Origin of the sequence: Rhodobacter viridis (assembly GCF_003217355.1) — a bacterium.
In the GTDB taxonomy this organism is placed as follows: Bacteria; Pseudomonadota; Alphaproteobacteria; order Rhodobacterales; family Rhodobacteraceae; genus Rhodobacter; species Rhodobacter viridis.
Window position 1 is genome coordinate 610,679 of the sequence record NZ_QJTK01000001.1, and the last position, 25,941, is coordinate 636,619.

General features: G+C 65.4%; 28 protein-coding genes. 11 read left to right on the top strand and 17 right to left on the bottom strand.

The window, feature by feature from the left end; all coding sequences use genetic code 11:
* The first annotated feature begins 5 nt into the window (after positions 1-5).
* The 4 genes from C8J30_RS02910 to C8J30_RS02925 all read left to right on the top strand — a co-directional run bounded on the left by C8J30_RS02910 (position 6) and on the right by C8J30_RS02925 (position 4,323).
* Complete coding sequence (locus C8J30_RS02910) at positions 6-1,427, top strand: protein adenylyltransferase SelO (protein WP_110804190.1); 1,422 nt, start codon at positions 6-8, stop codon at positions 1,425-1,427.
* Between the two features lie 59 nt (positions 1,428-1,486).
* Positions 1,487-2,377 carry a DMT family transporter gene (locus tag C8J30_RS02915; RefSeq protein WP_110804191.1) on the top strand — a complete coding sequence of 297 codons (891 nt, stop codon included), beginning with the start codon at positions 1,487-1,489 and terminating at the stop codon, positions 2,375-2,377.
* Between the two features lie 115 nt (positions 2,378-2,492).
* Complete coding sequence (eno, locus tag C8J30_RS02920) at positions 2,493-3,767, top strand: phosphopyruvate hydratase (protein ID WP_110804192.1); 1,275 nt, start codon at positions 2,493-2,495, stop codon at positions 3,765-3,767.
* Positions 3,768-3,894: 127 nt separating this feature from the next.
* Entirely contained in the window at positions 3,895-4,323 is a 429-nt protein-coding gene (locus C8J30_RS02925) for a cupin domain-containing protein (RefSeq protein WP_110804193.1), read from the top strand.
* On the opposite strand, the gene C8J30_RS02930 is transcribed toward C8J30_RS02925, so the two are convergent.
* The 3 genes from C8J30_RS02930 to C8J30_RS02940 all read right to left on the bottom strand — a co-directional run bounded on the left by C8J30_RS02930 (position 4,324) and on the right by C8J30_RS02940 (position 6,340).
* On the bottom strand, positions 4,324-4,578 hold the full coding sequence (locus tag C8J30_RS02930; RefSeq protein WP_110804194.1) for a DUF2798 domain-containing protein: 255 nt from the start codon (positions 4,576-4,578) through the stop codon (positions 4,324-4,326).
* Positions 4,579-4,728: 150 nt separating this feature from the next.
* Positions 4,729-5,145, bottom strand: a complete 417-nt coding sequence (locus C8J30_RS02935; RefSeq protein WP_110804195.1) for a DUF4405 domain-containing protein — start codon at positions 5,143-5,145, stop codon at positions 4,729-4,731.
* 49 nt (positions 5,146-5,194) lie between these two features.
* Entirely contained in the window at positions 5,195-6,340 is a 1,146-nt protein-coding gene (locus tag C8J30_RS02940) for an anhydro-N-acetylmuramic acid kinase (RefSeq protein WP_110804196.1), read from the bottom strand.
* A gap of 59 nt (positions 6,341-6,399) precedes the next feature.
* Here C8J30_RS02940 and tyrS point away from each other — a divergent pair, with 59 nt between their 5' ends.
* A complete protein-coding gene (tyrS, locus tag C8J30_RS02945) occupies positions 6,400-7,650 on the top strand; it encodes a tyrosine--tRNA ligase (protein WP_110804197.1) in 1,251 nt (416 codons plus the stop codon).
* Positions 7,651-7,783: 133 nt separating this feature from the next.
* Here the strand turns inward: tyrS and C8J30_RS02950 are convergent, their stop codons facing one another.
* Positions 7,784-8,365, bottom strand: a complete 582-nt coding sequence (locus C8J30_RS02950) for a peptidylprolyl isomerase (RefSeq protein WP_110804198.1) — start codon at positions 8,363-8,365, stop codon at positions 7,784-7,786.
* On the bottom strand, positions 8,358-8,864 hold the full coding sequence (locus tag C8J30_RS02955) for a peptidylprolyl isomerase (RefSeq protein ID WP_110804199.1): 507 nt from the start codon (positions 8,862-8,864) through the stop codon (positions 8,358-8,360). The genes C8J30_RS02950 and C8J30_RS02955 overlap by 8 nt, the downstream gene beginning before the upstream one ends.
* 209 nt (positions 8,865-9,073) lie before the next feature.
* Here C8J30_RS02955 and C8J30_RS02960 point away from each other — a divergent pair, with 209 nt between their 5' ends.
* From C8J30_RS02960 to C8J30_RS02985, 6 genes are all read left to right on the top strand, one after another.
* The gene (locus tag C8J30_RS02960; protein WP_110804200.1) at positions 9,074-10,264 is read left to right on the top strand and encodes a phosphoglycerate kinase; all 1,191 of its coding nucleotides are present in this window, start codon (positions 9,074-9,076) and stop codon (positions 10,262-10,264) included.
* Positions 10,265-10,440: 176 nt separating this feature from the next.
* The gene (locus C8J30_RS02965; protein ID WP_110804301.1) at positions 10,441-11,325 is read left to right on the top strand and encodes a fructose bisphosphate aldolase; all 885 of its coding nucleotides are present in this window, start codon (positions 10,441-10,443) and stop codon (positions 11,323-11,325) included.
* Between the two features lie 125 nt (positions 11,326-11,450).
* Positions 11,451-11,750 carry an FtsB family cell division protein gene (locus tag C8J30_RS02970; RefSeq protein WP_110804201.1) on the top strand — a complete coding sequence of 100 codons (300 nt, stop codon included), beginning with the start codon at positions 11,451-11,453 and terminating at the stop codon, positions 11,748-11,750.
* 132 nt (positions 11,751-11,882) lie between these two features.
* On the top strand, positions 11,883-12,887 hold the full coding sequence (gene pdhA / locus C8J30_RS02975; RefSeq protein WP_110804202.1) for a pyruvate dehydrogenase (acetyl-transferring) E1 component subunit alpha: 1,005 nt from the start codon (positions 11,883-11,885) through the stop codon (positions 12,885-12,887).
* 12 nt (positions 12,888-12,899) lie between these two features.
* The gene (locus C8J30_RS02980; RefSeq protein WP_110804203.1) at positions 12,900-14,258 is read left to right on the top strand and encodes a pyruvate dehydrogenase complex E1 component subunit beta; all 1,359 of its coding nucleotides are present in this window, start codon (positions 12,900-12,902) and stop codon (positions 14,256-14,258) included.
* Between the two features lie 7 nt (positions 14,259-14,265).
* Positions 14,266-15,534, top strand: a complete 1,269-nt coding sequence (locus C8J30_RS02985) for a pyruvate dehydrogenase complex dihydrolipoamide acetyltransferase (protein ID WP_110804204.1) — start codon at positions 14,266-14,268, stop codon at positions 15,532-15,534.
* A 51-nt stretch (positions 15,535-15,585) separates the two neighbouring features.
* Here C8J30_RS02985 and C8J30_RS02990 read toward each other — a convergent pair whose 3' ends face one another.
* From C8J30_RS02990 to C8J30_RS03045, 12 genes are read right to left on the bottom strand one after another with little or no spacing between them, the layout of a single operon-like run.
* Complete coding sequence (locus tag C8J30_RS02990) at positions 15,586-16,524, bottom strand: phosphatidate cytidylyltransferase (protein WP_110804205.1); 939 nt, start codon at positions 16,522-16,524, stop codon at positions 15,586-15,588.
* Positions 16,521-17,180 carry a lysophospholipid acyltransferase family protein gene (locus tag C8J30_RS02995; protein WP_181420748.1) on the bottom strand — a complete coding sequence of 220 codons (660 nt, stop codon included), beginning with the start codon at positions 17,178-17,180 and terminating at the stop codon, positions 16,521-16,523. The genes C8J30_RS02990 and C8J30_RS02995 overlap by 4 nt, the downstream gene beginning before the upstream one ends.
* Before the next feature lie 8 nt (positions 17,181-17,188).
* Positions 17,189-18,007 carry a serine O-acetyltransferase gene (gene cysE, locus C8J30_RS03000; RefSeq protein WP_110804206.1) on the bottom strand — a complete coding sequence of 273 codons (819 nt, stop codon included), beginning with the start codon at positions 18,005-18,007 and terminating at the stop codon, positions 17,189-17,191.
* On the bottom strand, positions 17,949-18,365 hold the full coding sequence (locus C8J30_RS03005) for a DUF7742 family protein (protein ID WP_110804207.1): 417 nt from the start codon (positions 18,363-18,365) through the stop codon (positions 17,949-17,951). Before C8J30_RS03005 ends, cysE begins: the two co-directional genes overlap by 59 nt.
* A gap of 3 nt (positions 18,366-18,368) precedes the next feature.
* Positions 18,369-22,283 (bottom strand): baseplate multidomain protein megatron, encoded by a 3,915-nt coding sequence (locus C8J30_RS03010; RefSeq protein WP_110804208.1) that lies wholly within the window; start codon positions 22,281-22,283, stop codon positions 18,369-18,371.
* Positions 22,284-22,736, bottom strand: a complete 453-nt coding sequence (locus tag C8J30_RS03015) for a C40 family peptidase (RefSeq protein WP_110804209.1) — start codon at positions 22,734-22,736, stop codon at positions 22,284-22,286.
* Positions 22,733-23,623, bottom strand: a complete 891-nt coding sequence (locus C8J30_RS03020) for a DUF2163 domain-containing protein (RefSeq protein ID WP_110804210.1) — start codon at positions 23,621-23,623, stop codon at positions 22,733-22,735. Before C8J30_RS03020 ends, C8J30_RS03015 begins: the two co-directional genes overlap by 4 nt.
* Positions 23,623-24,255, bottom strand: a complete 633-nt coding sequence (locus C8J30_RS03025; protein ID WP_110804211.1) for a DUF2460 domain-containing protein — start codon at positions 24,253-24,255, stop codon at positions 23,623-23,625. The genes C8J30_RS03020 and C8J30_RS03025 overlap by 1 nt, the downstream gene beginning before the upstream one ends.
* A 10-nt stretch (positions 24,256-24,265) precedes the next feature.
* On the bottom strand, positions 24,266-24,925 hold the full coding sequence (locus tag C8J30_RS03030; RefSeq protein ID WP_110804212.1) for a phage tail tape measure protein: 660 nt from the start codon (positions 24,923-24,925) through the stop codon (positions 24,266-24,268).
* A gap of 3 nt (positions 24,926-24,928) precedes the next feature.
* A complete protein-coding gene (locus tag C8J30_RS03035) occupies positions 24,929-25,138 on the bottom strand; it encodes a rcc01693 family protein (RefSeq protein WP_110804213.1) in 210 nt (69 codons plus the stop codon).
* Entirely contained in the window at positions 25,135-25,461 is a 327-nt protein-coding gene (locus C8J30_RS03040) for a gene transfer agent family protein (RefSeq protein WP_110804303.1), read from the bottom strand. The genes C8J30_RS03035 and C8J30_RS03040 overlap by 4 nt, the downstream gene beginning before the upstream one ends.
* An 8-nt stretch (positions 25,462-25,469) precedes the next feature.
* Positions 25,470-25,883: a phage major tail protein, TP901-1 family gene (locus C8J30_RS03045; protein ID WP_110804214.1), complete on the bottom strand. Its 414-nt coding sequence runs from the start codon at positions 25,881-25,883 to the stop codon at positions 25,470-25,472.
* Positions 25,884-25,941: the final 58 nt, after the last annotated feature.

Consider the following 25,941-nt stretch of genomic DNA (forward strand, 5'->3'; position numbering starts at 1 on the left):
TGCACATGCATCCCGTTTTCGACAATTCCTATGCCCGCCTGCCCGAGCGCTTCTTTGCCCGGCTGGCGCCCGACAGGGTCGCGTCTCCTCTCCCCATCGTCGTCAACCGGGCTCTGGCCGAGCGTCTGGGGATCGATCCCGACTGGCTTTCGAGCCCCGAGGGCACCGCGGTTCTGGCGGGCAATCGCCTGCCTGAGGGCGCCGAGCCGATCGCGCAGGCCTATGCGGGGCATCAGTTTGGTGGTTTCGTGCCGCAGCTCGGCGACGGCCGGGCGATCCTTCTGGGCGAGGTGCTGGCGCCCGATGGCGCGCGCTTCGACTGGGTGCTGAAAGGCGCCGGTCGCACGCCCTGGTCGCGCGGCGGTGACGGGCGGGCCTGGCTCGGGCCGGTGTTGCGCGAATATCTGGTCTCCGAGACGATGGCGGCCCTTGGCGTGCCGACGACGCGGGCGCTTGGCGCGGTGCTGACCGGGCAGACCGTCTATCGCGACGGGTTCCACAAGCCGGGCGCGGTGATCTCGCGCATCGCGACAAGCCATATCCGCGTCGGCACCTTTGAATATTTTGCGGCAAGGCAAGATCAGGAAGCGCTGGCAACGCTTTGCCAATACACGATTTCCCGCCACTACCCCGAGGCAGATGGCCCGCTTGGTCTGCTTGCTGCCGTTGTCGGGGCGCAGGCGAAACTTGTCGCGCAGTGGCTTTCCTTCGGCTTCATCCACGGCGTGATGAACACCGACAATTGCGCGCTTTCGGGCGAGACGATCGATTACGGCCCCTGCGCCTTTCTCGATAGCTACCACCCGCAAACGAAGTTTTCCTCGATCGACAACTATGGCCGCTATGCCTATGCGAACCAGCCGCAGATCGCGCTGTGGAACCTGACGCAGCTGGCCTCCTGCCTGCTGCCGCTGATCGGCCCCGAGGAAGCCGCGGTCGAACAGGCGCGGGCGGTGCTGGATGGCTTCGCCCCGGCCTATCAGGCGGCCTGGCTGTGCCGGATGGGGCGCAAGATCGGCCTTGAACATGCGAAGGAAGCCGACCGGCCGCTGATCGAAAGCCTGCTGTCGCGCATGGCCTCCGAAGGCGCCGATTTCACCCGCACCTTCCGCGGCCTTGCCACCGGGCAGGCGGGCGCGGAATTTTCCGATCCGGCCGCCTTCGACACCTGGGCGCCGCTCTGGCAGGCGCGGCTGGCGCAGGAGGTCGTGCCGCAGGCGGTCCTTTCCGCCGCCAATCCGGTGCGCATTCCGCGCAATCACCGCATCGAAGAGGCGATCACCGCCGCCGTTCTGGGCGATTTCGCACCGTTCCACCGGCTGCAGGCGGCGCTGGAACATCCGTTCGATCCCGACGAGGACTTTGCCGCCTACGAGGCCGCCCCCACCCTCGACGAGCGCGTCACCCGCACCTTCTGCGGCACCTGACTTGTGGCGGATACAATCGCACGCTGGACCTTTGAGTGGCGCGCTGGCAGGGGACCGCCATGGGACATGGTGTTGAAAATCTCCGCGGAAGTCTGCTGATGGTGCTTGCGATGGCGGGCTTCGCCATCGAGGACATGTGCGTCAAATTCCTGGCCGGGCACATGCCCGTGGGCGAGGTGCTGATGCTGCTTGGCATCGGCGGCACGGCGATCTTTGCCACGCTCGCGCTGCGCAAGGGCGACCGGCTGTTTTCACGCGACCTTCTGGCACCCGCGGTGATCGGGCGCAATTTCGGCGAACTGATCGGCACGCTTGCCTTTGTTTGCGCCGTCGCCTTCACGCCGCTCGCGCAGGCGTCGGCAATCCTGCAGGCGACGCCCTTGGCGGTGACGCTGGGGGCTGCGCTTTTCCTTGGCGAGCATGTCGGCTGGCGGCGCTGGTTGGCGATCGGCGTCGGTTTTGCGGGCGTGCTGATCGTGATCCGCCCCGGCACCGAGGGGTTTTCGGTGCTGTCGCTTTTCGCCGTCGTCGGCGTTCTGGGCCTTGCCGCGCGCGATGTGGTGACGCGTCGCGTGCCGAAGTCGATCACCTCGATGCAGCTCGCAACCTACGGATTTGCTTCGGTGATTCCGGCGGGGGCAATGCTGATCCCGTTTCAGGGGCCGGTGGTGATGCCGAGCGCCTTCGATCTCGCCTCGATCGCGGCAGCGCTGATCTTTGGCACGGCGGGCTATTATGCGCTGATCGCGGCGATGCGGATTGGCGAAGTCGCGGTGATCACCCCCTTCCGCTACACGCGGCTGATCTTTGCGCTGATCATCGGCGCGACCGTTTTTGCCGAAGCGCCCGACCGCTGGACGCTGATCGGCGGCGCGGTCATCGTCGCCTCGGGTCTTTACACGCTGGCCCGTCAGCGCCGTCTGGCCAAGGCGCAAGTCCCCGCCGCCTGACGCAAAAATTTCACGCGAAGTCGGACGCTAACACCGCTGTTACCGCTATCAAGGGCCTTTTCGCTGCGGCTGCATTGGGCTATGGAGAGGGCGAATTCCCAATCGGAGCACTCCCATGAGCACGATCATCGACATTCACGCGCGCGAAATCCTCGACAGCCGTGGCAACCCGACCGTCGAAGTCGACGTGACCCTTGAAGACGGCACGATGGGCCGCGCCGCCGTGCCCTCGGGCGCCTCGACCGGTGCGCATGAAGCGGTGGAACGCCGTGACGGCGACAAGTCGCGCTACATGGGCAAGGGCGTGCTGGAAGCCGTGATGGCGGTGAACGGCGAGATCGCCGAGAACCTCGTCGGCGAAGACGTCACCGATCAGGAAGGCATCGACAAGCTGATGATCGAGCTGGACGGCACCGCCAACAAGGGCCGTCTGGGCGCCAACGCCATTCTGGGCGTGTCGCTGGCCTGCGCGAAAGCCGCCGCCGATTTCACCGCGCAGCCGCTTTATCGCTATGTCGGCGGCACCTCGGCCCGCGTCCTGCCGGTGCCGATGATGAACATCATCAACGGCGGCGAGCATGCTGACAACCCGATCGACATTCAGGAATTCATGATCATGCCGGTCAGCGCGGGCAATATCCGCGACGCCGTCCGCATGGGTTCGGAAGTCTTCCACACGCTGAAGAAAGAACTGTCGGCCGCTGGCCTGTCGACCGGCCTTGGCGACGAAGGCGGCTTTGCGCCGAATATCGCCTCGACCCGCGACGCGCTCGACCTGATCCTGAAATCGATCGAGAAGGCCGGGTACAAGCCGGGCGACGACATCTATCTGGCGATGGATTGCGCCTCGACCGAATATTACAAGAACGGCAAATACGAGATGAAGGGCGAAGGTCTGTCGCTGACTTCGGCCGAAAACGTCGCCTATCTGGAAAAACTGGTCGCCGATTATCCGATCATCTCGATCGAAGACGGCTGCGCCGAGGATGATTGGGACGGCTGGAAACTGCTGACCGACACGCTCGGCTCCAAGGTGCAGCTGGTGGGTGACGATCTCTTCGTGACCAACCCGGCGCGTCTGGCGCAGGGCATCAAGGCCGGTGTGGCGAACTCGATGCTGGTGAAGGTGAACCAGATCGGCTCGCTTTCGGAAACGCTGAAGGCCGTCGATATGGCCCATCGCGCGCGCTACACCAACGTGATGTCGCACCGTTCGGGCGAGACCGAGGATGCGACGATCGCCGATCTCGCCGTCGCGACGAACTGCGGCCAGATCAAGACCGGCTCGCTCGCCCGGTCCGACCGGCTCGCGAAATACAACCAGCTGATCCGTATCGAGGAAATGCTGGGCGAGACCGCCGAATACATGGGCCGCGCGATCCTGAAATAAGCCGTTCGGCTTCTTCTTGGTCCAAATACGCAAATCCCGCCGGAGGCCCTGTGCCCCCGGCGGTTTTTCTTTGACTTTGAAGCCTGCGGCGGGCGTATTTGCGCCAAGAAGAAACCCGGAGGGGATCATGGGCGCGGCAGATCGGATCATCGCGAAACTCGGGCTGGAACCGCATCCCGAGGGCGGCTGGTATCGCCAGACATGGATTGCCGAGGCGGAACCGGGCCTGCGTCCGGCAGGCACGGCGATCCTGTTCTTGCTCAAGGCGGGCGAGGCAAGCCATTGGCACCGGGTCGATGCCGCCGAGATCTGGCATTACCACGCGGGCGCGGCGCTTGAATTGCGGATCGCCGCAAGCGACGCCGGGCCGGTGACGCGGCTGCGGCTTGGCCCCGACGTGCTCGGCGCCGAGGTCGTGCAAGGCATCGTGCCGGTCGGCCATTGGCAGGCGGCTCGGACACTTGGCGACTGGACGCTGGTCGGCTGCACCGTCAGCCCAGGCTTTCGCTTCGAAGGCTTCGAGATGGCCGCGCCGGGGTTCGAGATCCCAGACTGATCAGCCCTCGCGCACTGTCCGGTGCATCACGAGGAAGGCGAGCTTGAACGACAGCGGGCCGACGCCGAGCGAGAGCAGGAAGGCCACCGGCCAGGCGGTCAGCCAGTTGCGCAGCCAGATCAGCGCCCAGCCCTCGGGGAAGCCGTGCGGCAGGATGGAGAAGAGGAAGGTCATCATCAGCGCCATCAGGCAGGAGATGAAGACCTGCGCCAGAATGATGGTCAGCTTTTCGCGTTTGGGATCGGGTTTTTGCATGGTCTCTCTCGATAAAGTGCCGCGGGTTCGAGATCGACTAGCTCCCGCCCGAAGGGCGGTGACCGGGATAACCTGACCGGTCTTACGTTTTTCGGCTGAGGCTCAGATAGGGGCGCGCCGAGATTCGGTCAAGGGGGCTGACCTGCCCCCTCAGCTCCAGACGCCGCGCTTGAAGAGATCGGAAAGGTCGGTCAACCAGCTTGCGGGCGGCAGATCGCGCACGGCCAGGGTCATCAGCAACAGCACGGCAATCAGGGCCAGGCCCACCTCGCGCCGGTGCGAAAGCGTGCGGGTGCTCGCCTGCCACAGCAGGTTGGTGATCACCGGCCAATGCAGCCAGATGTGCCAGCCCACCGCGAAGAGGAAGAAGACGCCGAGCGTCAGATGCAGGCTTTCCCATTGCGCGCGGGAGAGGAAGGCAAGACGCCAGCCGATCTCTTGCGCGATCCGCCCGGAGGGGGCGATCGCGACCGCAAGGCCCGAGACGGCAAGGCCGAGGAAGGTGAAGCCCGCCAGAAAGACCGCGGCGGCCCGGTTCGAAAACGGTTGGGAAGCAAGGTGTGTCATCGCATCCTCCTGTCGTTTCCACTGATACGCAGAAGGGGGCGATTTCCGTCTATCCCCGCGGGCGGCTGACCTTGCCGCCGCCCACCAGCGCCGCAACGCCGGTCGTCGAGGGCCCTGAAGTCGGCAGGCCGCGGGCGACGCGGACGGCGAGATAGGCGAAGGCCTGCGCCTCGAGCATGTCGCCATCGAGGCCGATGTCTTCGATCGGCGCCACCGGACAGGGCAGCCGCGCGTCCAGTTCCGCCATCAGCGCCGCGTTGAGACGCCCCCCGCCCGAGACCAGAACGCATTCGGGCGGGCTCGGGAAATGCTCGAAACCGCGGGCGACCGCGGCGGCGGCACAGGCGGTGAGCGTTGCCACCGCATCCGCATCATCAAGCCGATCGACAAAGGACAAGGCCGCGCCGAATTCGTTGCGGTCGAGCGATTTCGGCGGCATGCGGAAGAAATGCCGATGACCGAGGAAAGCGGTCACGGCGGCCTCGTCCACCCGCCCTTTCAGCGCCAGCGCGCCGCCGATATCGGCCGCAGCCCCCAGACGATGCCGCATCAGATCGTCGATCGGCGCATTCGCCGGGCCGGTGTCGAAGGCGAGAACGGCCCCCTCGGCCTCGGGCGCCGCGTGGCGCGGATCGAGCCACGTGACGTTGCCGACGCCGCCCAGATTGAGAAAGGCGCAAGGCGTGGTGAGCCCGGCCCATCGCGCGCAGGCGAAGTGGAAGAAGGGCACCAAAGGCGCCCCCTGCCCGCCCATCTCGACATCCATCGAGCGGAAATCCCAGACGACCGGCTGGCCCAAAACCTCGGCCAGAACCGCGCCATCGCCCGCTTGATGCGTGCGCCGTTTCCCGTGCAGGGCGTTCGGATCATGCGCGAGGGTCTGGCCGTGAAAGCCCACCAGCACCTCGCCCGCCGCTTCGGGCAGGTCGGCCAGAAGACCCGAGAGCAGTTCGGCATGCGCGGTCTCGACCACCTCGGCGGCTTCGGCCACGCCATCCTCGCCCTGCCAGCGGCCAAGCGCCTGATGGATGACGCCGCGCTCGGCGGGGGTGTAGGGGCGATAGGCGCTGGGGCCGAAATCGAGGATCGCATGGCCGTCGGTCAAGAGCGCCGCCGCGTCGACCCCGTCAAGCGAGGTTCCCGACATCGTGCCGATGGCCCAGACCGGCCCCGTTTTTGCGCCCGTTTTCAACATCTCTTCCCCTTTTGCGCTTGCGCCGATATACGCATGGGGCCAGCCAAGGGACAAGCACGATGACTTATCATCCGAAATCGGAATTCCTGCGCGTCATTATCGAGCGCGGTTTTCTGGCCGATTGCACCGATCTTCAGGAACTCGACGCCGCTTTGGCGGGGGGGATGGTCACCTGCTATATCGGCTATGATGCCACGGCGGCCTCGCTGCATGTCGGGCATCTTCTGAATATCATGCTGTTGCGCTGGTTCCAGAAGACCGGGCACAAGCCGATCACGCTGATGGGCGGGGGCACGACGAAGGTGGGCGATCCGAGCTTCCGCAGCGAGGAACGGCCGCTGCTGACGCCCGAAAAGATCGACGAGAACATCGCCGGAATGCAGCGGGTCTTTGCGCGCTATCTTGATTACAAGGACGAAGGCAATGGCGCGCTGATGCGCAACAATGCCGAATGGCTTGATGATCTGAACTACCTCGACTTCCTGCGCGATATCGGGCGGCATTTCTCGGTCAACCGGATGCTGAGCTTCGAATCGGTGAAGTCGCGGCTCGATCGCGAGCAGTCGCTGAGCTTCCTCGAATTCAACTACATGATCCTGCAGGCCTATGATTTCCTTGAGCTGAACCGCCGCTATGGCTGTCTGCTGCAGATGGGGGGCTCGGATCAGTGGGGCAATATCGTCAACGGCATCGATCTGACGCGCCGAGTGCTGGATCGCGAGATCTTCGGGCTGACGACGCCGCTGCTGACCACCTCGGACGGGCGCAAGATGGGCAAGTCGCAGGGGGGCGCGGTCTGGCTGAGTGGCGAGATGCTGTCGCCTTACGAGTTCTGGCAGTTCTGGCGCAACACCACCGATGCCGATGTGGGGCGGTTCCTGAAGCTTTACACCGATCTGCCGGTCGCGGAATGCGAGCGTCTGGGCAAGCTCGAGGGCTCGGAAATCAACGGCGCGAAGATCATTCTGGCGAATGAAGTGACGCGGCTTCTGCACGGCGCCGAAGCGGCGGCCGCGGCCGAGGCCACGGCGCGCGAGGTCTTTGAAAAAGGCGGCGTGGGCGAGGATCTGCCGACGCTGAGCCTCGGCGCCGAGGAAGTGGCCGAGGGGATCAGCCTTGCGCAGCTCGTCGTGCGGTCGGGCCTCGCCAAGACCGGCAAGGACGGCAAGCGGCTGATTTCCGAGGGCGGGCTGAAAGTCAATGACGAGATCTGCACCGATGCCGGGCGGATGTTCGCGCCCGCCGATCTGGCCGCACCGGTGAAGCTGAGCGCGGGGAAGAAACGCCATGCGCTGGTGAGCCTGGGCTGAGCAAGGCCGGGGCTCTGCCCCGGACCCCGGGATATTTGAGGCAAGATAAAGGAAAAGGGCGCTCCTGACGGGCGCCCTTTTATCTTGCGTCAAATATCTCGGGGGTCAGGGGGCAGAGCCCCCTGTGCCAGCGTCATTCGATCGTGGCTTTGACGATGTAGTCCGGATCTTCGACGAGACCGTTCATCTCGGGCGCGCCCTTCTTCAGCTTGTCGACCAGATCCATGCCTTCGACCACATGGCCGACGATGGTGTATTGGCCGTCGAGATGCGGCGCAGCGTCGAACATGATGAAGAACTGGCTGTTGGCCGAGTCGGGGCTCGCCGAACGGGCCATGCCGACCATGCCGCGGGTGAAGGAGCGGTTCGAGAATTCCGCCGGAAGGTCGCCGTATTTCGACCCGCCCATGCCCGCCATCGACAGATCGCCGCCGCGCTTGCCGAATTGCACGTCGCCGGTCTGCGCCATGAAGCCCTCGATCACGCGGTGGAAGACCACGTCGTCGTAGGCATGTTCATTGGCAAGCTGGGTGATGCGCTCGACATGTTGCGGCGCGACATCGGGCGACAGGTCGATGACGACCTTGCCCGAAACGCCCCCCCCGATTTCAAGCACGAGGTTCGGACCCGGGCCGTCGGGCGCGGTGGTGCCATCCTGCGCCATCGCCCCCGTGGCCGCGAAGGCCAGTGCCGTGGCGAGAAGCAGCTTACGCATCGGCCGCCACCCGCACGGTGATCATCCGGTCCGGCGACGCCGGCGGCTCGCCGCGGGCGATCTTGTCGACGAATTCCATCCCCGAGATCACCTGACCGTAGACGGTGTATTGGCCGTTCAGGAAATTGTTGTCGGCGAAGTTGATGAAGAACTGGCTGTTGGCCGAATTCGGGTTCATCGAGCGCGCCGCGCCAAGCGAGCCGCGCGCATGCGGGACCTTGGAGAACTCGGCCTTCAGGTCGGGGTATTGCGACCCGCCCGTGCCGGCGCGGCGCGGGTTGTAGTCCTTTTCCATGTTCGCATTTTCGACGTCGCCCGTCTGCGCCATGAAGCCGTCGATCACACGGTGGAAGGCCACGTTGTCATAGGCGCCATCGCGGGCCAGTTGCTTCATCCGCTCGCAGTGCAGCGGCGCCACATCGGTGAGCAGCTCGATCACCACGGGCCCATCCTTGAGGGTGATGATGATGGTGTTTTCGGGATCCTTGATCTCGGCCATGGGGCTCTCCTGAATTTGGTCTGGGCGCAACTTAAGGGCTGGGAGGCGCCAAGGAAAGGGCAAAGCGGTGCGGGAATTTCGTCGCAGCCGGGCGAGTTTTCGGCCCCCAAGGGGGGGAGAGGCGTTGACGCCCCCCACACATCCGGGCAATTTTGCGCGAGCCGCAGGTGGACGGCCCCCACCTCGCGACCCACAACTGGAGAACGGACATGGCTTGGAAAACGCTCGACGAGATGGATCTTGCGGGCAAGGTGGTGCTGGTGCGCGTGGACATCAACGTGCCGGTGGAAAACGGGGTGGTGACCGACGCGACGCGGATCGAGAAGATCGCGCCCACGGTCAAGGACATCCTCGCCAAGGGTGGCAAGCCGGTGTTGCTGGCGCATTTCGGTCGTCCGAAAGGCAAGCCCGTCGCGGAAATGAGCCTGCGTCCGCTGGTGCCGGAACTGGCCAAGGCGCTGGGTGTGACGGTGAAATTCGCCGAGGACTGCATCGGCGCGCCAGCGAAGACCGCCGTGGCGGCGCTGGCCGCGGGCGAGGTTCTGCTCTTGGAAAACACCCGCTTCCACGCCGGTGAGGAAAAGAACGACCCCGAACTGAGCGCCGCGATGGCGGCGCTGGGCGAGATCTATGTGAACGACGCCTTCTCGGCGGCGCACCGCGCGCATTCCTCGACCGAAGGCGTGGCGCATATCCTGCCGTCCGCGGCGGGTCGTCTGATGGAAGCGGAACTGAAGGCGCTGGAAGCGGCGCTGGGCAATCCGGTGCGGCCGGTGACGGCGGTTGTCGGTGGCGCCAAGGTCTCGACCAAGCTTGATCTTCTGGGCAACCTTGTCAGCAAGGTCGACCATCTGGTGATCGGCGGCGGCATGGCGAACACCTTCCTGGTGGCGCAGGGCATCGATGTCGGCAAGTCGCTTGCTGAACGCGAGATGGCCGATACCGCACGCGAGATCCTCGAAAAGGCCAAGGCCGCGGGCTGCGCGATTCACCTGCCCGCCGATGTGGTGGTGGCGCGCGAGTTCAAGGCTGGCGCCGCGAACGAGGTCGTCGGCAATGCCGATTGCCCCTCGGATGCGATGATCCTCGACGCCGGGCCGAAGTCGGTCGAAGAGATCGCCAAGGTGTTCGAAGCCTCGAAAACGCTGATCTGGAACGGTCCGCTCGGCGCCTTTGAAATCGCGCCCTTCGATGCGGCGACGAATGCGGCGGCGCAGAAGGCGGCGGATCTGACCAAGGCGGGCAAGCTGGTGTCGGTGGCGGGCGGTGGCGACACTGTGGCCGCGCTGAACAAGGCGGGTGCTGCGGAAGATTTCAGCTACATCTCGACCGCGGGCGGCGCTTTCCTCGAGTGGATGGAAGGCAAGGAACTGCCCGGCGTTGCGGCGCTGACGAAATAAGCTTGCCCGATTGCGACGGGTTACGGTCGGGGCGCTGCGAAGCGCCCCGATTTTTTCATGACGGCTTCGCTGTTAGCGAAACCGGAATTGCATCCTTTGTCACAAGAGTTTAACCGGGTGCTGCAATTGCAAAGTCGCTGCCCGGAATGGTCCGGGCCCAGGATCGGGGGTCGAATATGGCGAAGACGATGATGGAACACATGCGCAAGGGCGAAGGCTTCATCGCCGCTCTTGACCAGTCGGGCGGCTCGACGCCGAAGGCGCTGCGGCTCTATGGCATCACCGAAGACGCCTATTCGAACGAAACCGAAATGTACGACCTGATCCACGCGATGCGCGCGCGGATCATCAAGTCGTCGGCCTTCACCGGCGACAAGGTGGTCGGTGCGATCCTGTTCGAACAGACGATGGACCGCGACATCGACGGCATCCCGACCGCCACCTATCTGTGGGAAAAGCGCGGCGTCGTGCCCTTCCTGAAGATCGACAAGGGTCTGGAAGAAGAAAAGAACGGCTGCCAGATGCTGAAGGCGATGCCGACGCTGGACGCGCTGTTGGAGCGCGCCGCGGAAGCCGGGATCTTTGGCACGAAAGAGCGTTCGGTGATTTCGGCCGCTGATCCGATGGGCATTGCCTCGGTCGTGGCGCAGCAGTTCGAAGTGGGCGAACAGGTTCTGGGCGCGGGCATGGTTCCGATCCTCGAACCCGAGGTGACGATCTCGATCGCCGACAAGATCGACGCCGAAGCGATGCTGCGCGATGCGCTGCTGGCCGGTCTCGAAACCGTGTCGTCGCCGGTGATGCTGAAGCTCAGCCTGCCGACGATCGACAACTTCTATCTGCCGCTCGTCGAGCATCCGAACGTGATCAAGGTCGTGGCGCTGTCGGGGGGCTATGCCCGCAACGACGCGAATGCGATTCTGGCCCGCAACAAGGGCATGATCGCGTCCTTCAGCCGCGCGCTGACCGAAGGGCTGACCGCGCAGATGACCGATGCGGAATTCGACGCGGCGCTCGGCGAAGCGATCGACAGCATCTACCGCGCCTCGATCGCCGGTTGATCTGCGTATAAGGTAATCCCGCGGGCCCCCATTGGGGGCCCGTTTGCGTTCCGGGCCTTTTCACGCCAGCGCCTTTGTGGCAAGGTTGTGCCAACGTCCGTCAGAGGCCGCATGAGAGGCACAGCATGAATCTTCCGAAAGGCCCAAGGGTCGCCCCCTTCGTCTTCTATTCCGCCGCCACCGTGCTTGGGCTCAAATTCGCCTTTGCCGCGATGCAGGGGCCGAATGGCATCTTCCATCGCGTTCAGGTCGATGCCGAGATCGAGAAACTGACGGTCGAGCGCGACAAGCTGAAAGCCGAGGAAGAGCGGATGGCGAATCTGACGCGGCGGTTGTCGGACGATTATCTCGACCTTGATCTGCTTGATGAACGCGCGCGCGAGGTGCTGGGCACGCTGCGCGGCGATGAAATCGTGATCCGTTAAGCGATCCTAAAGCCTGTTTTTGCGCCCGCACGGCTTCGTGCGGGCGTTTTGCGTTCACGCGATTGCATCTTTTCGTCGCATGCTGTAGAGAATGGTTTAACGTTGAACTATCACGACTTGGGAGGCTGTCCGATGGCGACACGCAAGACCCCCGAGACCGCGGCGCCCACGCGCCCCAATGTCTCGAAGGAAGAATTGCTCACTTATTACCGTGACATGCTGATGATCCGCCGGTTCGAGGAAAAGGCTGGTCAGCTTTATGGCATGGGCCTGATCGGCGGCTTCTGCCACCTTTACATCGGGCAGGAAGCGGTCGTCGTCGGCCTTGAGGCCGCGACGAAGCCGGGCGACAAGCGCATCACCTCGTATCGCGACCACGGCCACATGCTCGCTTGCGGCATGGACCCGAAGGGCGTGATGGCGGAACTGACCGGGCGCGAGGGTGGCTTGTCGAAAGGCAAGGGCGGCTCGATGCACATGTTCTCAAAGGAAAAGCACTTCTATGGCGGGCATGGCATCGTCGGCGCGCAGGTGCCGCTGGGCGCCGGGCTGGCATTCGCCGACAAATATCTCGGCAATGACAATGTGACCTTCGCCTATTTCGGCGATGGCGCGGCGAACCAGGGCCAGGTCTACGAGACCTTCAACATGGCGGCGCTGTGGAAGCTGCCGGTGATCTTCGTGATCGAGAACAACCAATACGCGATGGGGACGGCGCAGAAACGCTCGACCTCGTCGGCGGATATCTACATGCGCGGCGAAGCTTTCGGCATTCCGGGCGAGATCGTCGATGGCATGGATGTGCTGGCGGTGAAGGCGGCGTCGGAAAAGGCGGTTGCGCATTGCCGCTCGGGTGCCGGGCCGTACATTCTGGAAGTGAAGACCTATCGCTACCGCGGCCATTCAATGTCGGATCCGGCGAAATACCGCACCCGCGAGGAAGTGCAGAAGATGCGCGACGAGCGCGATGCGATTGAAAACGTGCGGGAATTGCTGATTTCCTCGGGTCAGGCAACGGATGATGACCTCAAGGCCATCGACCGCGAGATCAAGGCAATCGTGAACGAGGCGGCGGAGTTTTCGAAGGAAAGCCCCGAGCCTGCGCTCACCGAGCTTTGGACCGACATTTACGCCTGAGGAGAGAAGACGATGGCAATTGACGTTCTGATGCCCGCGCTGTCTCCGACGATGGAAGAGGGCACGCTGGCGAAATGGCTGGTGAAGGCGGGCGACGAGGTAAAATCGGGCCAGATCCTTGCCGAGATCGAGACCGACAAGGCGACGATGGAATTCGAGGCGGTGGACGAGGGCACGGTGGTTGAGCTGCTGGTGGCCGAGGGCACCTCGGGGGTGAAGGTGAATACTCCGATCCTGCGGCTGGCGGGCGAAGGTGTGGAAGCCGCCCCCGCGCCGAAAGCGGCGGCCCCGGTTGTGGCGGCCCCTGCCCCGGTCGCAGCGGCGCCAGTCGCGGCGGCTCCGGTGGCGGTGGTGTCGAAAGCCTCGGCGGATTGGCCGGAAGGCACGCCGATGAAGACGATCTCGGTGCGCGAGGCCCTGCGCGAAGCGATGGCCGAAGAGATGCGCGCCGATCAGACGGTGTTCCTGATGGGCGAGGAAGTCGGCGAATATCAGGGCGCCTACAAGGTCAGCCAAGGCTTGCTGGATGAATTCGGCGCGCAGCGCGTGATCGACACGCCGATCACCGAGCATGGTTTCACCGGCATCGCGGTCGGTGCCGCCTTTGGCGGGCTGAAACCGATCGTCGAATTCATGACCTTCAACTTCGCCATGCAGGCAATCGACCAGATCATCAACTCGGCCGCGAAGACGTTGTATATGTCCGGCGGTCAGCTCGGCTGTCCGATCGTGTTCCGGGGGGCAAATGGGGCTGCCGCGCGCGTTGCGGCCCAGCATTCTCAGGATTATGCAGCCTGGTATGCGCAAATTCCGGGTCTGAAGGTGGTGATGCCCTATTCGGCTTCGGACGCGAAGGGCTTGCTGAAATCGGCAATCCGCGATCCGAACCCGGTGATCTTCCTTGAAAACGAAATCCTCTACGGGCGCTCGTTCGAGGTGCCGGTGCTTGACGATTTCACCATCCCCTTCGGCAAGGCGCGGATCTGGCGCGAGGGGACGGATGTGACGCTCGTCAGCTTCGGCATCGGCATGGCGCATGCGCTTGATGCCGCCGACAAGCTGGCGGCCGAGGGCATCAGTGCCGAGGTGATCGACCTGCGCACCCTGCGCCCGATCGATTACGACACGGTTCTGGCTTCGGTGATGAAGACGAACCGCTGCGTCACCGTCGAAGAAGGCTGGCCGGTGGGCTCGATCGGCAACCATCTGTCGGCGACGATCATGGAGCGCGCGTTTGATTATCTCGATGCGCCGGTGATCAACTGCACGGGCAAGGACGTGCCGATGCCCTATGCGGCGAACCTTGAAAAGCTGGCGCTGGTGACCTCGGACGAGGTTGTCGCGGCGGTGAAACGCGTCTGCTATCGGTGAGGGAAAGATGGCTGTGGAAATCCTGATGCCTGCGCTCTCCCCTACGATGGAGGAGGGCACGCTGGCGAAATGGCTGGTCAAGGAAGGCGATGCGGTCAAATCGGGCCAGATCATCGCCGAGATCGAGACCGACAAGGCGACGATGGAATTCGAGGCGGTCGATGAAGGCGTCATCGGCAAGCTGCTGGTCGCCGAAGGGACCGCCGGAGTGAAGGTGAACGCGGCAATCGCGGTGCTGGTGGAAGAGGGCGGCAGTGCCGAGGTCGCACCCGCGCCGAAAGCCGCGACCCCTGCCCCGGTTGCTGTGGCTGCCGTTGCGCCCCTCGTTGCGGCGGTGCAGGTTGTGCCGAAAGCTGCGGGCACGCGGATCTTCGCCTCGCCCTTGGCGCGGCGGATTGCGGCCGACAAGGGGCTCGATCTGGCGACGCTGTCGGGCTCGGGCCCGCATGGGCGGATCATCAAGGCCGATGTCGAAAACGCGACGCCCAAAGCTGCGGCAGCCGCCCCTGTTGCTGCGGTGACGGCGGCCCCCCCTGCCCCCGCACCGGTCTCTGCCGCCGCAGTGGCAAAGCTTTACGAGGGTCGCGCCTATACCGAGGTTCCGCTCGATGGCATGCGCCGGGTGATTGCGGCGCGGCTGACCGAGGCAAAGCAGACGATCCCGCATTTCTATCTGCGCCGCGAGGTGCGTCTGGATGCGCTTTTGTCCTTCCGCGAGGAGCTGAACCGGCAGTTGTCGGCGCGGGGCGTCAAGCTTTCGGTGAATGATTTCATCATCAAGGCCTCGGCGCTGGCACTGCAGGCGGTTCCCGCGGCGAATGCGGTCTGGGCGGGTGATCGGGTGCTGCAGATGAAAGCCTCGGACGTGGCCGTGGCCGTGGCGATCGAGGGCGGGCTGTTCACCCCGGTCCTGCAGGATGCCGACACGAAATCGCTGAGCCAGCTGTCAGCGCAGATGAAGGATCTGGCCAAGCGCGCACGGGATCGGAAACTGGCGCCGCATGAATATCAGGGCGGCTCATTTGCGATCTCGAACCTGGGCATGATGGGGATCGAAAGCTTCGATGCGGTGATCAACCCGCCGCATGGTGCGATTCTGGCCGTGGGCGCGGGGGTGAAGAAGCCGATCGTGAACGCCTCGGGGGAGATCGAGGTGGCGACGATGATGTCGCTCACGCTCTCGGTCGATCACCGGGTGATCGATGGCGCGCTGGGGGCCGAGTTGCTGGCCGCGATCGTGACCAATCTGGAAAACCCGATGGCGATGCTCGCCTGAAAGGGCCGACCAATGTGACAGTGGCAGGGGAAACCCTGCCGCTTTTTCAGTTCAGGGGGTTACCCAGAAGAAGCGGGTCAGGTGATAAAAGATCGGCGCGGCAAAGATCACGCTGTCGAGCCGATCGAGGAAGCCGCCATGCGGCGCGATCAGATGGCCCCAGTCGCGCGTGCCCTTGTCGCGCTTGATCGCCGCCATGACGAGATCCCCGAAGAACCCCATCAGGGCAAGGACAAGGCTCATCCCCATCGCCTGCAATTGCGTGAAGGGCGTGAGCCACGACAGCGCGCCACCGGCCAGCACCGCCACAACGACACCGCCCACCGTGCCCTCCCAAGTCTTCGAGCCCGAAAGCGCCGGCGCAATCAGCCGCCGCCCGATCCCGCGGCTGATCGCATATTGCGCGATGTCGGAGATCTGCACGACAAGGATCAGGAAGCCGATCAGCAGAAGGGTGTGCCCCTCGAACCCCGGGATCTGCAGCCAGAGCAGCGCCGGAATGGAACTGACGCAGTAGATGCTGATCATCACCGCCCATTGCGTTTCGGCGACACGCGCCAGAAATTGCTCGGGCCGCCCCTGCAGCGCAGAAATGACCGGCAGCAGCAGAAAAACATGCACGGGCACGAACAGCGCGGCAAGGCTCGTCCATCCCGCGGCGACGAACGTATACTGCGCCGGCAAGACCAGAAAGAAACTTGCGGCCAGTGTCCAGTGATCGGCGACGCTCTTTGTCGTCAATGTCAGAAATTCCCGAAGCGCCGAAAATGACACGATCACGAAGAGGGCAATCACCCCCGCTTTCCCCGCCAGAAGCGCCAGCGCCATGAGAACGGCAAAGGCCCACCAGGCCGCAATGCGGGCATTCATCGTCTCGATGACCGGGTGCGATCCATCGGGCGCGATCGCCTCGCGCAGCACCTGACCAAGGATCGCCGCCAGAAACAGGACGACCCCAAGACCGAACAACGCGGGGGCAAGGCCGATCATCGGGCCGCCCCCAGATCCGCCAAGGCCGCCGCGGCGCGGGCCAGAAAGATCTCTTTCGGTTCATCGGGCACAATTCGGATCGGCGCCCCGAAAGTCACGGTGCAGATCAGCGGCACCGGGATCACCTTGCCGCGCGGCATGACGTGGTTCAGGTTCGAAATCCAGACCGGAATGAGGTCAACCGCAGGCCGTTGCCGCGCCAGATGAAACAGCCCGGATTTGAACGGCAGCAAAGCGTCATCCGAGGTGTTCCGCCGCCCCTCGGGAAAGATGATCAGCGCCGAACCCGCGTCCAGCGCCGTCAGCATCTGCCCGACCGGATCCTCGGTCCGCGCCTCGGGGCGACGGTCGATCAGCACGGCCCGAAACACGTCGCGCCCGGCAAAGGCACGCAGCGGCGAGGCCAGCCAGTAATCCAGCGCCGCCACCGGCCGGGTCCGCCCGCGCAGCACGGGCGGCAGCACCGTCCAGATCAGCACGAAATCCGCGTTCGAGGTGTGGTTGGAATAATAGACCCGCGGCCCGGGCAGCGGATCCGACCCCGACCAGATCGCCCGCGGCGCGGTCAGGATGCGGGCAAACAGCGAAATCGCGTCGCCCGCAAGTTTGGTGACGATCCGGTAGGGCAGCGCCTTGATCCGCTCAACCCCCGTCATGATCCGGTTCAGCCCTCGCAGTCACAACCGCGCAATTGCTGATCCATGTTGACCGAGGGCTGGGCGCAACCCGCCTCGCCGACGATCTTCGCGGGCACCCCGGCGACGGTCTTGCAGCGCGGCACATCGGCAAGCACCACCGAGCCCGCCGCGATCCGCGAGTTGTCGCCGACATGGATGTTGCCCAGCACCTTCGCGCCCGCGCCGATCAGCACACCATTGCCGATCTTCGGATGGCGGTCCTGTTCTTCCTTGCCGGTGCCGCCCAGCGTCACCGAATGCAGCATCGACACATTGTCGCCCACCACGGCTGTTTCACCGATCACGATCGAATGGGCGTGGTCGATCATCACGCCGCGGCCGATCCGGGCTGCCGGATGGATGTCGACGCCAAAGGCCTCCGAGGTGCGCATCTGCACGAAATAGGCCATGTCCTTGCGCCCTTGCCGCCACAGCCAATGCGCGATGCGATAGCTTTGCAGCGCCTGATAGCCCTTGAAGAACAGGATCGGCTGCAAGAACCGATGGCAGGCCGGGTCGCGGTCGTAAACCGCCACCAAATCCGCCCGTGCCGCCTGTCCAAGATCGGGATCGGCGCCATAAGCCTCGTCGGCGATCTCGCGGAGCAATTGCTCGCTCATCTCGCCCGAGGCCAGCTTGAGCGAAAACCGATAGGCCAGCGCCTTTTCCATCGTCGCATGGTGCAGAAGACCGGCATGGATCAACGCCCCCAGCAGCGGCTCCTGATTGACGGCATCATGCGCTTCCTCACAGATCCGCATCCACACCGGATCGATGGCAGCCACCTTCGCGCGGGTTTTGGACATGGCGCTCTCCTTGACTTTGGGTCAGCCTAACACAGGCTTCGCCCCTCAGATAGGGGAGTTGACCGCCCGTGCAAAGCCCCCGCGCACGCCAATGCTGAACGGCCGCGATCACCTCGGCCAGATGATCGATTTCGGCCTGATCCGGACGGAGCCCCCGCAGAGCCGGTTCCCGCAGCGCCCGCGCCATCAGCGAGCCATTGCCCCAGCGCGGATGCGACCGGGCGAGCCGCTTGCGGTAAAGATCGGCCCAATGCGCCTCGCGCAACCATTGTGCCAACACTGCGGGCCGTGCGGCGACCTCAACCGCCGCGACCGCGTGCGCCGCAATCAGCAGATCATCGATCAGGATCGGCCGCATGGCTCAGGTCGTGACCTCGATCACCGCGGCAAGCCCGGGGCCATAGGTGTCCGAGACCTGCGCAATGCTCACCGAAAAGGGCCCCGTAACGCCATCCGCCACCTGAAGTGCCGCAGGATAGGTCCAACTTGCCGTGCCCACCATCACCTCCCGCTTGACGGCCGTCCCCTCCAGCACCCGGATCAGATACAGCTCCGAGCTCTCGCCAAGCGGCACCTCGTAACCCTGCCAACTGTCGCCATCGATCCGCGTCCGACGTATCCAGCGAAACGTCCAGCCGCTTGCCTCGCGGTTCGCGCGCAGATGACAGGGGCTGAGCGGTCGCAACCCGACGCTGTCGAAAGCCTCGACCCGATGCACGAACGAGGGATCGTCATAAGACCGCGCCGCAGACCCGATCCGGTAATGCCGCGCCAACCCCCGAGACGCGCTCGGCAGGGCGATCTGCTCGGGCGCCCCGTCCAGAGCCACCACCACGCTCCCCTCGGGCCAGACCTCGGGCATCAGCGCATCGGTGCCCAACTGACCGCGCAACCGCAGCGAGATGTCCCAGATCCTGCCGCTCACCAGCGCCGCCTCGACGAACTGGAACACCTCCCACTTGCCCGAACTGCCGTCCCCGATCGCCATAGCATTCGCGCCATTGAGCACCCGCAGCGCCGTCGCCGAGTCCAGCGCCCCGCTCGCCAGCTTCACGCGCAGTGGCGCCCCACGGTCCCAGACCCCGGGCCCGGCCCGGTGCAGCGGCGTCAGCGTCTGCCCGATCACCGCCCGCGTGCCCAGCGTCGCATTCAGCGCATAGCCCGCATCCTCGTCCGCGGACCAGACCGCCACCGTCCCCGGCCAGGGCGTCGCCGTCACCGCCAGATGCGGCGCAATCGGATCCTCGTCGCCCTTCATCAGCGGCAGGTCGAGGAACACCGCCGTCACCGGCACCGGCGCCGCAAAGGGGCGGAGCGTCGCCGGATCCTCGACCTCGTCGGCAGGCGCATAAAGACCGGGTTCGACCCGCACCGCCTCGACCTGCAGCAGCCCGGCCCCTTCGACCCGATCGATCCGATAGCGCCGCTGCCCTTCGGCCAGATCAAGCGCCACCACATCGCCCGTGCCCAGATGCCCAAGCGAGGGCGGCAGCGCGAAGCGGGCACTGTCGCGCGCCACCCGTGCCTCGGCCAGCCAGCGCCCGACGATCCCCTGCGCCTGCGCCCGCGTCAGTGCAAGCGACAGCTCCGATCCCGCCGCAGCCCCCGCCGCCTCGTCGGGAAAGACCGCCTCGACCGCCTTGACTTCGAAATCGCCATCCGCCTCCACATAGGCGAGCCGCACCCGCCCCGCGATCTCCGCCTCGGCTGCGCGCACGGTCTCGACGACCGCATCGCCTTCACCAATGGCCAGATCCGCCGCACTCAGCACCGCATCGACCCGGCCGTCGCGCATCCGGAACACGAGCTTGCCCTCACGCTCGAGCACTTCGAATCCATAGGCCAGCATCAGCGCCTGCAGTCCCGCGCGCCCGGTCTGGTCGCCGGTCATCGTATAGCCGCGCACAAGGCCATATAGCGCGCTCACGTCGATCTCCTCGATCCCGGCCACGCTGCAGATCTCGGCCACGACATTCGCGAGCGGCTGCGACACTGCCCGCCCGGAAATCCAGTGCCCGCGCGGATAATTGTCGCCATCCGACCACAGCGTGGTATTCAGCGGAAACTGCGGCCAGGGCCGGGTATCCCAGGCCCAGACATGCGCCCGGCTCATGTCCAGCATCGGCCCGCCATAGACCTCCGAGACAGGGTTCTTCTCCGCATCCCCCCAATAGCGCGTCATCGCGCGCAGATATTGCATCTGGATCAGCTCGTCGCGCCGCCCGTCCGAATAGTACGGCAGGCTCGATTCCGAGCTTTTCGGATCCAGAAACTTGTTGGGCTGGTTCGTGCCCTTGTCGATCGCCGCGCAGCCCATCTCGGTGAACCACACGGGTTTGGACTGCGGCACCCAAGCCGTCGCCACCTCGGAGCGCAAGCCCCCCACCCGCTCATGGTGGTCACTCAGCCACCAGCTGCGAATGTCCTTCGCCCGCCAGATCCAGGGCTCGCCGTGCTCGCCATCGGTGATCGGCGTGCGGATCTGCGCGTCGCGATGTTCGGGTGCGGCATAATACCAGTCATGAAGCTCGCCGCCCTCGATGTTGGACTGCAGATAGTCCAGCGCATAGATCGCGCCCCAACCGGCATCGAGATGATCCTCGCCTTCGCGCCAATCCGAGAGCGGCATGTAATTGTCGATGCCGATGAAGTCGACATGCGCATCCGCCCAGAGCGGATCAAGGTGGAAAAACCGATCGCCATTGCCGGGCGCGAAACCCCAATATTCCGACCAATCCGCCGCATAGCCGATCTTGCATCCGGTCCCGAGGATCGCCTTGACCTCGGCCGCGAGTTGCTGAAATGCCGCCACCGCCGGAAAGCTGTTTCCCGGCCCCCGGATCTGGTTCAGCGCCACCATTTCGGTGCCGATGCAAAAGGCATCGACGCCCCCCGCCAATTTGCACAGATGCGCATAATGCAGGATGAAGCGACGCATTGACCATTCTTCAGGGCCGGAATAGACGACCTCCCCGCCCGAGATCGCGAAATCACCCGGTTCCGCCGTCCCGAAGAAACCCGCCACCTGCGCCACCGCCGCCGCCGTGCCATCCGGGCTGCCGTCCCGCCCCGGCGCAACCGAAAGCGTGATCCGCCCCCGCCACGGCAAGGTCGGCTGCTCGGCCGCCTCACTCCAAGGATCTGGCAGAGCATTCCCCGCCAGCTGTTCCATCAGGATGAACGGATAGAACATCACCGCCTTGCCTGCCGTGCGCAGGGCCACAATCGCCTCGATTACCGCAGCATCCGCGGGCGTGCCACCATAGACCGAGCTCCCCGACAGCCGCGGCACTTCCTCGGCTGCCGCCCTCGCCACTCCCGAGACCCGCCAGGGCATGTTGCTGCCATCCTCCAGCACCGAGGCAACCTTGGGCTTCACATCACAAGCCCCGCAACGCAGATCATCGCCAAACCAGCTCACCACCAGCGACACCGCCCCGCAGTTCGGCAGCTCCTCCTCCAGCCGCTCGAGCGCGGCGACCAGATCGGTCTGCCCCCCGGGCGCATTCTGGTTCGCCGCCACCTGCGTTGCAGTGACCCCGCTGCCCGTCGTCACATAGACCGGGGTCGTGGCCAGCGCATATTCCCCCGTGCCGGGGATCAGCGCCACCGCCTGCAGTCCCCGCGTCAGATCGGGCTCGGCCTCGGCCAGCGCCCCTTGCGCCGCGCGCACCACCTCGAAGCTGAACTGCGGCACCCGGTTGCCATAGGGGCCAAGCTGCAGATCCTCGATCACCACATAGGCGATGCCGCGATAGGCGGGCGCCGCCTCCGCCCCCTCGACCGCCGCAATCTTCGGGTCGGGCAGCTGATCCTCGGCCCCCTTGTAAACCCGCATGTTCAGGCTCGAGGCATCGATCTCGCTGCCATCCGCCCAAACCCGGCCAACGTGCAGGATCTCGCCCTCGCACAAGGCGAGCGCGAGGCTCAGCGAATAGCTGTAACTCGTGACCGAGGCCCGCGGCGCACCCTTGCCGCTTTTCTCCACCGATTTCGTCTCGAAGAACCGCGTCGCCCAGATCACCTGCCCCGGAACCCGCATCCGCCCCCAAAGCCGCCCGACCGCCTCGCCCTCCGAGGCGCTCGACAGCCGCAGCCGGTCGACCCGTCCGGTCTCGACACTTTGCGACCCCGATCCCAGAAGCCGCTGGTCGATCACCCGCCCCAAAGTGGCCCCCACGGCCCGCCCGATCACCGCCCCCGACAGGCCCAGAACCGTGCCGCCAAAGCCGCCGCCAATCGCGGCCCCCGCCGCCGAAAGCAGAATCGTCGCCATTCACCTGGCCCCCTCAGGAAATTGAAACCGCGCCACGATCCGGCGCGCCCACGGCTCCGACAGCGGGCTCTCGACCACACCATGGCCCGTGTAGGCATGCACGAAGCTCGCCCGCGCCCCGATCTCGGTGGCGATGCCCAGATGCTTGGCGACAGCGCCCGTGCGCATCCGGAACAGCAGCACCTCGCCGGGCGCCTCGGGCACACCGCCCCTCGGCAGGGCCACCAGATGCCGCGCCGCCGCCCGCCAGAGTATTTCCTCGCGCGCGGGCTCGGACCAATCGGCCGTATAGGGCGGCACCAGTTCCGGCTCGGCCCCGTAAAGCGCCCGCCAGACCCCGCGCAACAGCCCCAGACAATCCGTCCCCGCGCCCTGCACCGAGACCTGATGCCGATAGGGCGTACCAATCCACGCCCGCGCGATCGCCACCGCCTGTGGCCCGACCGCGCTCATCGAAACAGGCTCCCGCCGTCATTCGTGCCGCTCTGCACCGGATAGGAGACCAGCCAGTCTTCCCCCGGGATGTGAGGAAATCCGCGGAAATTCAGAAAGTTGTCGAATTTCAGCCGACAGGTCTCGGCACGCTTGTCACAGCCCGGTTCGATCCGCACCAGATCGCCCGCGACCGGATCGGCCCCCAGCCGCTGCCACAGCTCGATCAGCCGCGACCCGTCCGCCTGCAACCGGTCGTTTTTCACCACGCCGATCAGGCCCGCGGCCGCGCCGCCCAGCACGACCAACCGCCCCTTCTCGAACCAGCGATCCTCGAAGCCCGCCCCCTCGGCGATGCGCAGAACCACCGCCTCGTCGACATCGCCCAACGCCGCCTCCAGCGCATAGCCATCCTTCGTCAGATCGAAGCGGCACTTGCCATCGCCCAGAACGGCCGCACAGCGCGGGTGATAGATCCGCCCCCGCTCCAGCCCCAAAGCCTCGGTCAAGCCTCGCAACTCGGCCGTGAACCCGCCCGCGCCCCGCGACACCTCGCCCAATCGGCCGCGAAAGGTCAGCACCCGCGCGCTCGGTTCGGCCCAGTTCACCAGCCAGACCCGGACCTCGGCGCCATCATAGCGCCCGGCCAGAATGTCGGCCTCGGTGATCGCCTCGGAGCTCAGCGCGCCGTAACTCTCGGTATTGTCCACCGACAGCCCCGTACCCTGCATCAGCGCCTTAGCCGTCATGCCGCTGCCCGGCTCGAAGCCGATCCCCGCGAACGCAAGCGCCCGGTCATGATCGGTGAAGCCAAGCACCCGCCCATCCGACCGCGCCAGCGCCCAGGCCCGCGCCACCGTCGTCACGCCCTGCGCGAGATGCGCCTTCAAACTCTCCGGATACGCCATCAGATCCGCACCTCCAGCACCGGCACCTGCGGCAGATCCCCCGCCTGAAACGACTGCACCGAGACCGAGATCCGGTCGGTATCGAACCGCACCGGCACATCGAATTCGAACCCCGCCGTCACCCGCGCCCCCTTTGCCGGCGGCTCGTTGAAGATGACGATCCCGGTGCCATGATCGACGCCGAAATTCACCGCCTCGGCCTGATGATCCCCCGCAATGCCCAGCTTGACCGTGCCCTCGACCGGCTTCGCGATCGGCCGCACATAGCTTTGCCCGCCCGAGACATAGGTCTTGACCAGCTGAAACGCGGCCGTCACGCCATCCCCGATGCCGATCAACTGATCCTCATGCGCCACCGCCTTCGAGGCCGGACAGCTCTTGTAATCGGCCCAGTCCTTCCAGCGAAACCCGTGCAACTGCCCGCCCCGCGCTTCGAAAAACGCGATCAGCCGCTCGACATCATCCAGACTGCGCAACCCCACCCCGGCATCGTAATGCCGCCGCGAATGCGCCCAGGGGCTGTTGCGCTGCTCGAACCCGCTCGAGAGCGTGACGATCTCGGTGCGCCGCTCCGGCCCGCCGACCGAGCCGAAACTCAGATTGGCCGGGAACCGAACTTCATGAAATGCCATGCTTTCCTCCTCAGGCGTTGCGCGATCCCCGCGCGAGCGCGCGGTTCACCTGCGCCGCGATCTGCCCCTGACTGCGGGCAAACCCGGCCGTATCGGGCGTCGTCACGTTCATCACCACATTGACCACCCGCCCGCCCGCGGCCTGCACGCCCAATCGCCCGTCCGCGCCCCGTGCCAGCGGCATGATCGCCTCGGGCCCGGCCTCGCCCATCAGGCCCGTCACGCCCCGCATCGCAAAATGCGTGGGCGAAGAGACGACGCCCCCCTTGGCAAAGGGCAGCACCTGCCCTTGCGAAAAGGCCCCGCCCTTCGCAAAGCCGAAGACCCCGCCCAGCATCCCGCTGAGCGAGGTCGCAATCGCCCCGCCGATCGCATCCTGCACCGGCTTCATCGCCACCGAATAGGCCGCCTGCGCCATCCCCTCGGCCACCGAACTCAGCGCATCCGAAAGCTTCATGCCGTCGAAGATCACGCCATCGAACGCCCGCCGGATCGAGCGCCCAAAGCTTTGCGACAGGCTGCCCACCTCGCGGCTCGTGTAGGTCAGGCTTTCCCGCATCCGCCCAAGTTCATCACTGAAACTCGCGGCCACCCCCTCGGCGCCCCCCAGCGCCTGCTCCAGCTCCGCCGCCTGCTGGCTCAGCGCATCGAGCCCGTTGCCATCGATCATCGCTTATCCTTTCAGTTCGCCGTCGCGCGGCACATCGGGAAACCGCGCCGCAAGCTCCGCAAGCCGTCCGCGCGTCAAGGGCGGCGCCCCCGCCACCTCGCCCAGCATCACGGCCAGCTCCGCCGGCGTCAGCCGCCAGAAATCCCATGGCCGCAGCCCCAGCCCCTTCAGCCCGACCCGCAGCAGACCCGGCCAGTCAAGGCCACCGCTCACGATCCGCCCTGCCCCGGCACGGTGAAGGCGCGCGCCAGCAACTCGGCCGCGATCCGCGCCGCACCGACCGGCCCGCCGCCGATCTCGACCGTGCGCAGATCCTCCGCCCGTCCCTCCCAGCCGCCACCGCGCAGCCCCGCCACGATCAGCGCCAGCACGTCGCGGCTCGAAAACGCCCCCGTCTCGAACCGCCGCACCAGATCCATCAGCGAGACCTCGCCCAGCCCCGTCTCCAGTTCCGCAAGCGCACCCAGCGTCAGCTTCGCCACCCGCCGCTCGGCCCCCAGAACCACCTCGACCTCGCCCGCCCAAGGGTTCGCCATCATCGCCCTCAGATCGCCGTGAAGCTCAGCGCACCCGCCGAGGCCAGCGCGAGCTCGTAAGTCGCCTCGCCATTGTGGCTGCCCGCATAGTCGATCGAGGTGATCATGAACGGCCCCTGCACGATGCCGAAATCGGGGATGATCACCTGAAACTCGGGCACTTCGCCGTCGAAAAAGATCTGCCGCGCCCGCTCGTCGGTATCGGCGTCCTTGAACACCCCCGAGCCGGAAATCGCGGCCGAGCGCACCCCCGCTCCCCCCAGCAATTCCCGCCAGCCGCCCTGGCTTTCCAGCGAGGTCACATCGACCGTTTCCGCATTGAAGCTGATCCGCGTCGCGCGCAGCCCCGCGATGGTCTCGAATTGCCCTGACCCGTTCAGGTCGATCTTGATCAGAAGGTCCTTGCCGTTCTGCGCCGCCATGTCGTCACTCCAGATGTTGAAATTGCATCGCCCGAGCAGGCGTCAGCCCTCGACGCGC

Bases quoted from the DNA above. Each gene is read 5' to 3' on its own strand.
- eno (WP_110804192.1), top strand. From the start codon at position 2,493: ATGAGCACGATCATCGACATTCACGCGCGCGAAATCCTCGACAGCCGT.
- C8J30_RS02985 (WP_110804204.1), top strand. From the start codon at position 14,266: ATGGCTGTGGAAATCCTGATGCCTGCGCTCTCCCCTACGATGGAGGAG.
- C8J30_RS02950 (WP_110804198.1), bottom strand. From the start codon at position 8,365: ATGCGTAAGCTGCTTCTCGCCACGGCACTGGCCTTCGCGGCCACGGGG.
- C8J30_RS02965 (WP_110804301.1), top strand. From the start codon at position 10,441: ATGGCGAAGACGATGATGGAACACATGCGCAAGGGCGAAGGCTTCATC.
- C8J30_RS02970 (WP_110804201.1), top strand. From the start codon at position 11,451: ATGAATCTTCCGAAAGGCCCAAGGGTCGCCCCCTTCGTCTTCTATTCC.
- C8J30_RS03005 (WP_110804207.1), bottom strand. From the start codon at position 18,365: ATGCGGCCGATCCTGATCGATGATCTGCTGATTGCGGCGCACGCGGTC.
- pdhA (WP_110804202.1), top strand. From the start codon at position 11,883: ATGGCGACACGCAAGACCCCCGAGACCGCGGCGCCCACGCGCCCCAAT.
- C8J30_RS02930 (WP_110804194.1), bottom strand. From the start codon at position 4,578: ATGCAAAAACCCGATCCCAAACGCGAAAAGCTGACCATCATTCTGGCG.
- C8J30_RS03040 (WP_110804303.1), bottom strand. From the start codon at position 25,461: ATGGCGAACCCTTGGGCGGGCGAGGTCGAGGTGGTTCTGGGGGCCGAG.
- C8J30_RS03020 (WP_110804210.1), bottom strand. From the start codon at position 23,623: ATGGCGTATCCGGAGAGTTTGAAGGCGCATCTCGCGCAGGGCGTGACG.
- C8J30_RS02910 (WP_110804190.1), top strand. From the start codon at position 6: ATGCATCCCGTTTTCGACAATTCCTATGCCCGCCTGCCCGAGCGCTTC.
- C8J30_RS02940 (WP_110804196.1), bottom strand. From the start codon at position 6,340: ATGTTGAAAACGGGCGCAAAAACGGGGCCGGTCTGGGCCATCGGCACG.
- C8J30_RS02980 (WP_110804203.1), top strand. From the start codon at position 12,900: ATGGCAATTGACGTTCTGATGCCCGCGCTGTCTCCGACGATGGAAGAG.
- C8J30_RS02925 (WP_110804193.1), top strand. From the start codon at position 3,895: ATGGGCGCGGCAGATCGGATCATCGCGAAACTCGGGCTGGAACCGCAT.
- C8J30_RS03015 (WP_110804209.1), bottom strand. From the start codon at position 22,736: ATGAGCGCGGTCGGGCCACAGGCGGTGGCGATCGCGCGGGCGTGGATT.
- C8J30_RS03025 (WP_110804211.1), bottom strand. From the start codon at position 24,255: ATGGCATTTCATGAAGTTCGGTTCCCGGCCAATCTGAGTTTCGGCTCG.
- C8J30_RS03010 (WP_110804208.1), bottom strand. From the start codon at position 22,283: ATGGCGACGATTCTGCTTTCGGCGGCGGGGGCCGCGATTGGCGGCGGC.
- C8J30_RS02995 (WP_181420748.1), bottom strand. From the start codon at position 17,180: ATGACGGGGGTTGAGCGGATCAAGGCGCTGCCCTACCGGATCGTCACC.
- C8J30_RS03030 (WP_110804212.1), bottom strand. From the start codon at position 24,925: ATGATCGATGGCAACGGGCTCGATGCGCTGAGCCAGCAGGCGGCGGAG.
- C8J30_RS02990 (WP_110804205.1), bottom strand. From the start codon at position 16,524: ATGATCGGCCTTGCCCCCGCGTTGTTCGGTCTTGGGGTCGTCCTGTTT.
- C8J30_RS03045 (WP_110804214.1), bottom strand. From the start codon at position 25,883: ATGGCGGCGCAGAACGGCAAGGACCTTCTGATCAAGATCGACCTGAAC.
- C8J30_RS02935 (WP_110804195.1), bottom strand. From the start codon at position 5,145: ATGACACACCTTGCTTCCCAACCGTTTTCGAACCGGGCCGCCGCGGTC.
- C8J30_RS02915 (WP_110804191.1), top strand. From the start codon at position 1,487: ATGGGACATGGTGTTGAAAATCTCCGCGGAAGTCTGCTGATGGTGCTT.
- cysE (WP_110804206.1), bottom strand. From the start codon at position 18,007: ATGTCCAAAACCCGCGCGAAGGTGGCTGCCATCGATCCGGTGTGGATG.
- C8J30_RS02960 (WP_110804200.1), top strand. From the start codon at position 9,074: ATGGCTTGGAAAACGCTCGACGAGATGGATCTTGCGGGCAAGGTGGTG.
- C8J30_RS02955 (WP_110804199.1), bottom strand. From the start codon at position 8,864: ATGGCCGAGATCAAGGATCCCGAAAACACCATCATCATCACCCTCAAG.
- tyrS (WP_110804197.1), top strand. From the start codon at position 6,400: ATGACTTATCATCCGAAATCGGAATTCCTGCGCGTCATTATCGAGCGC.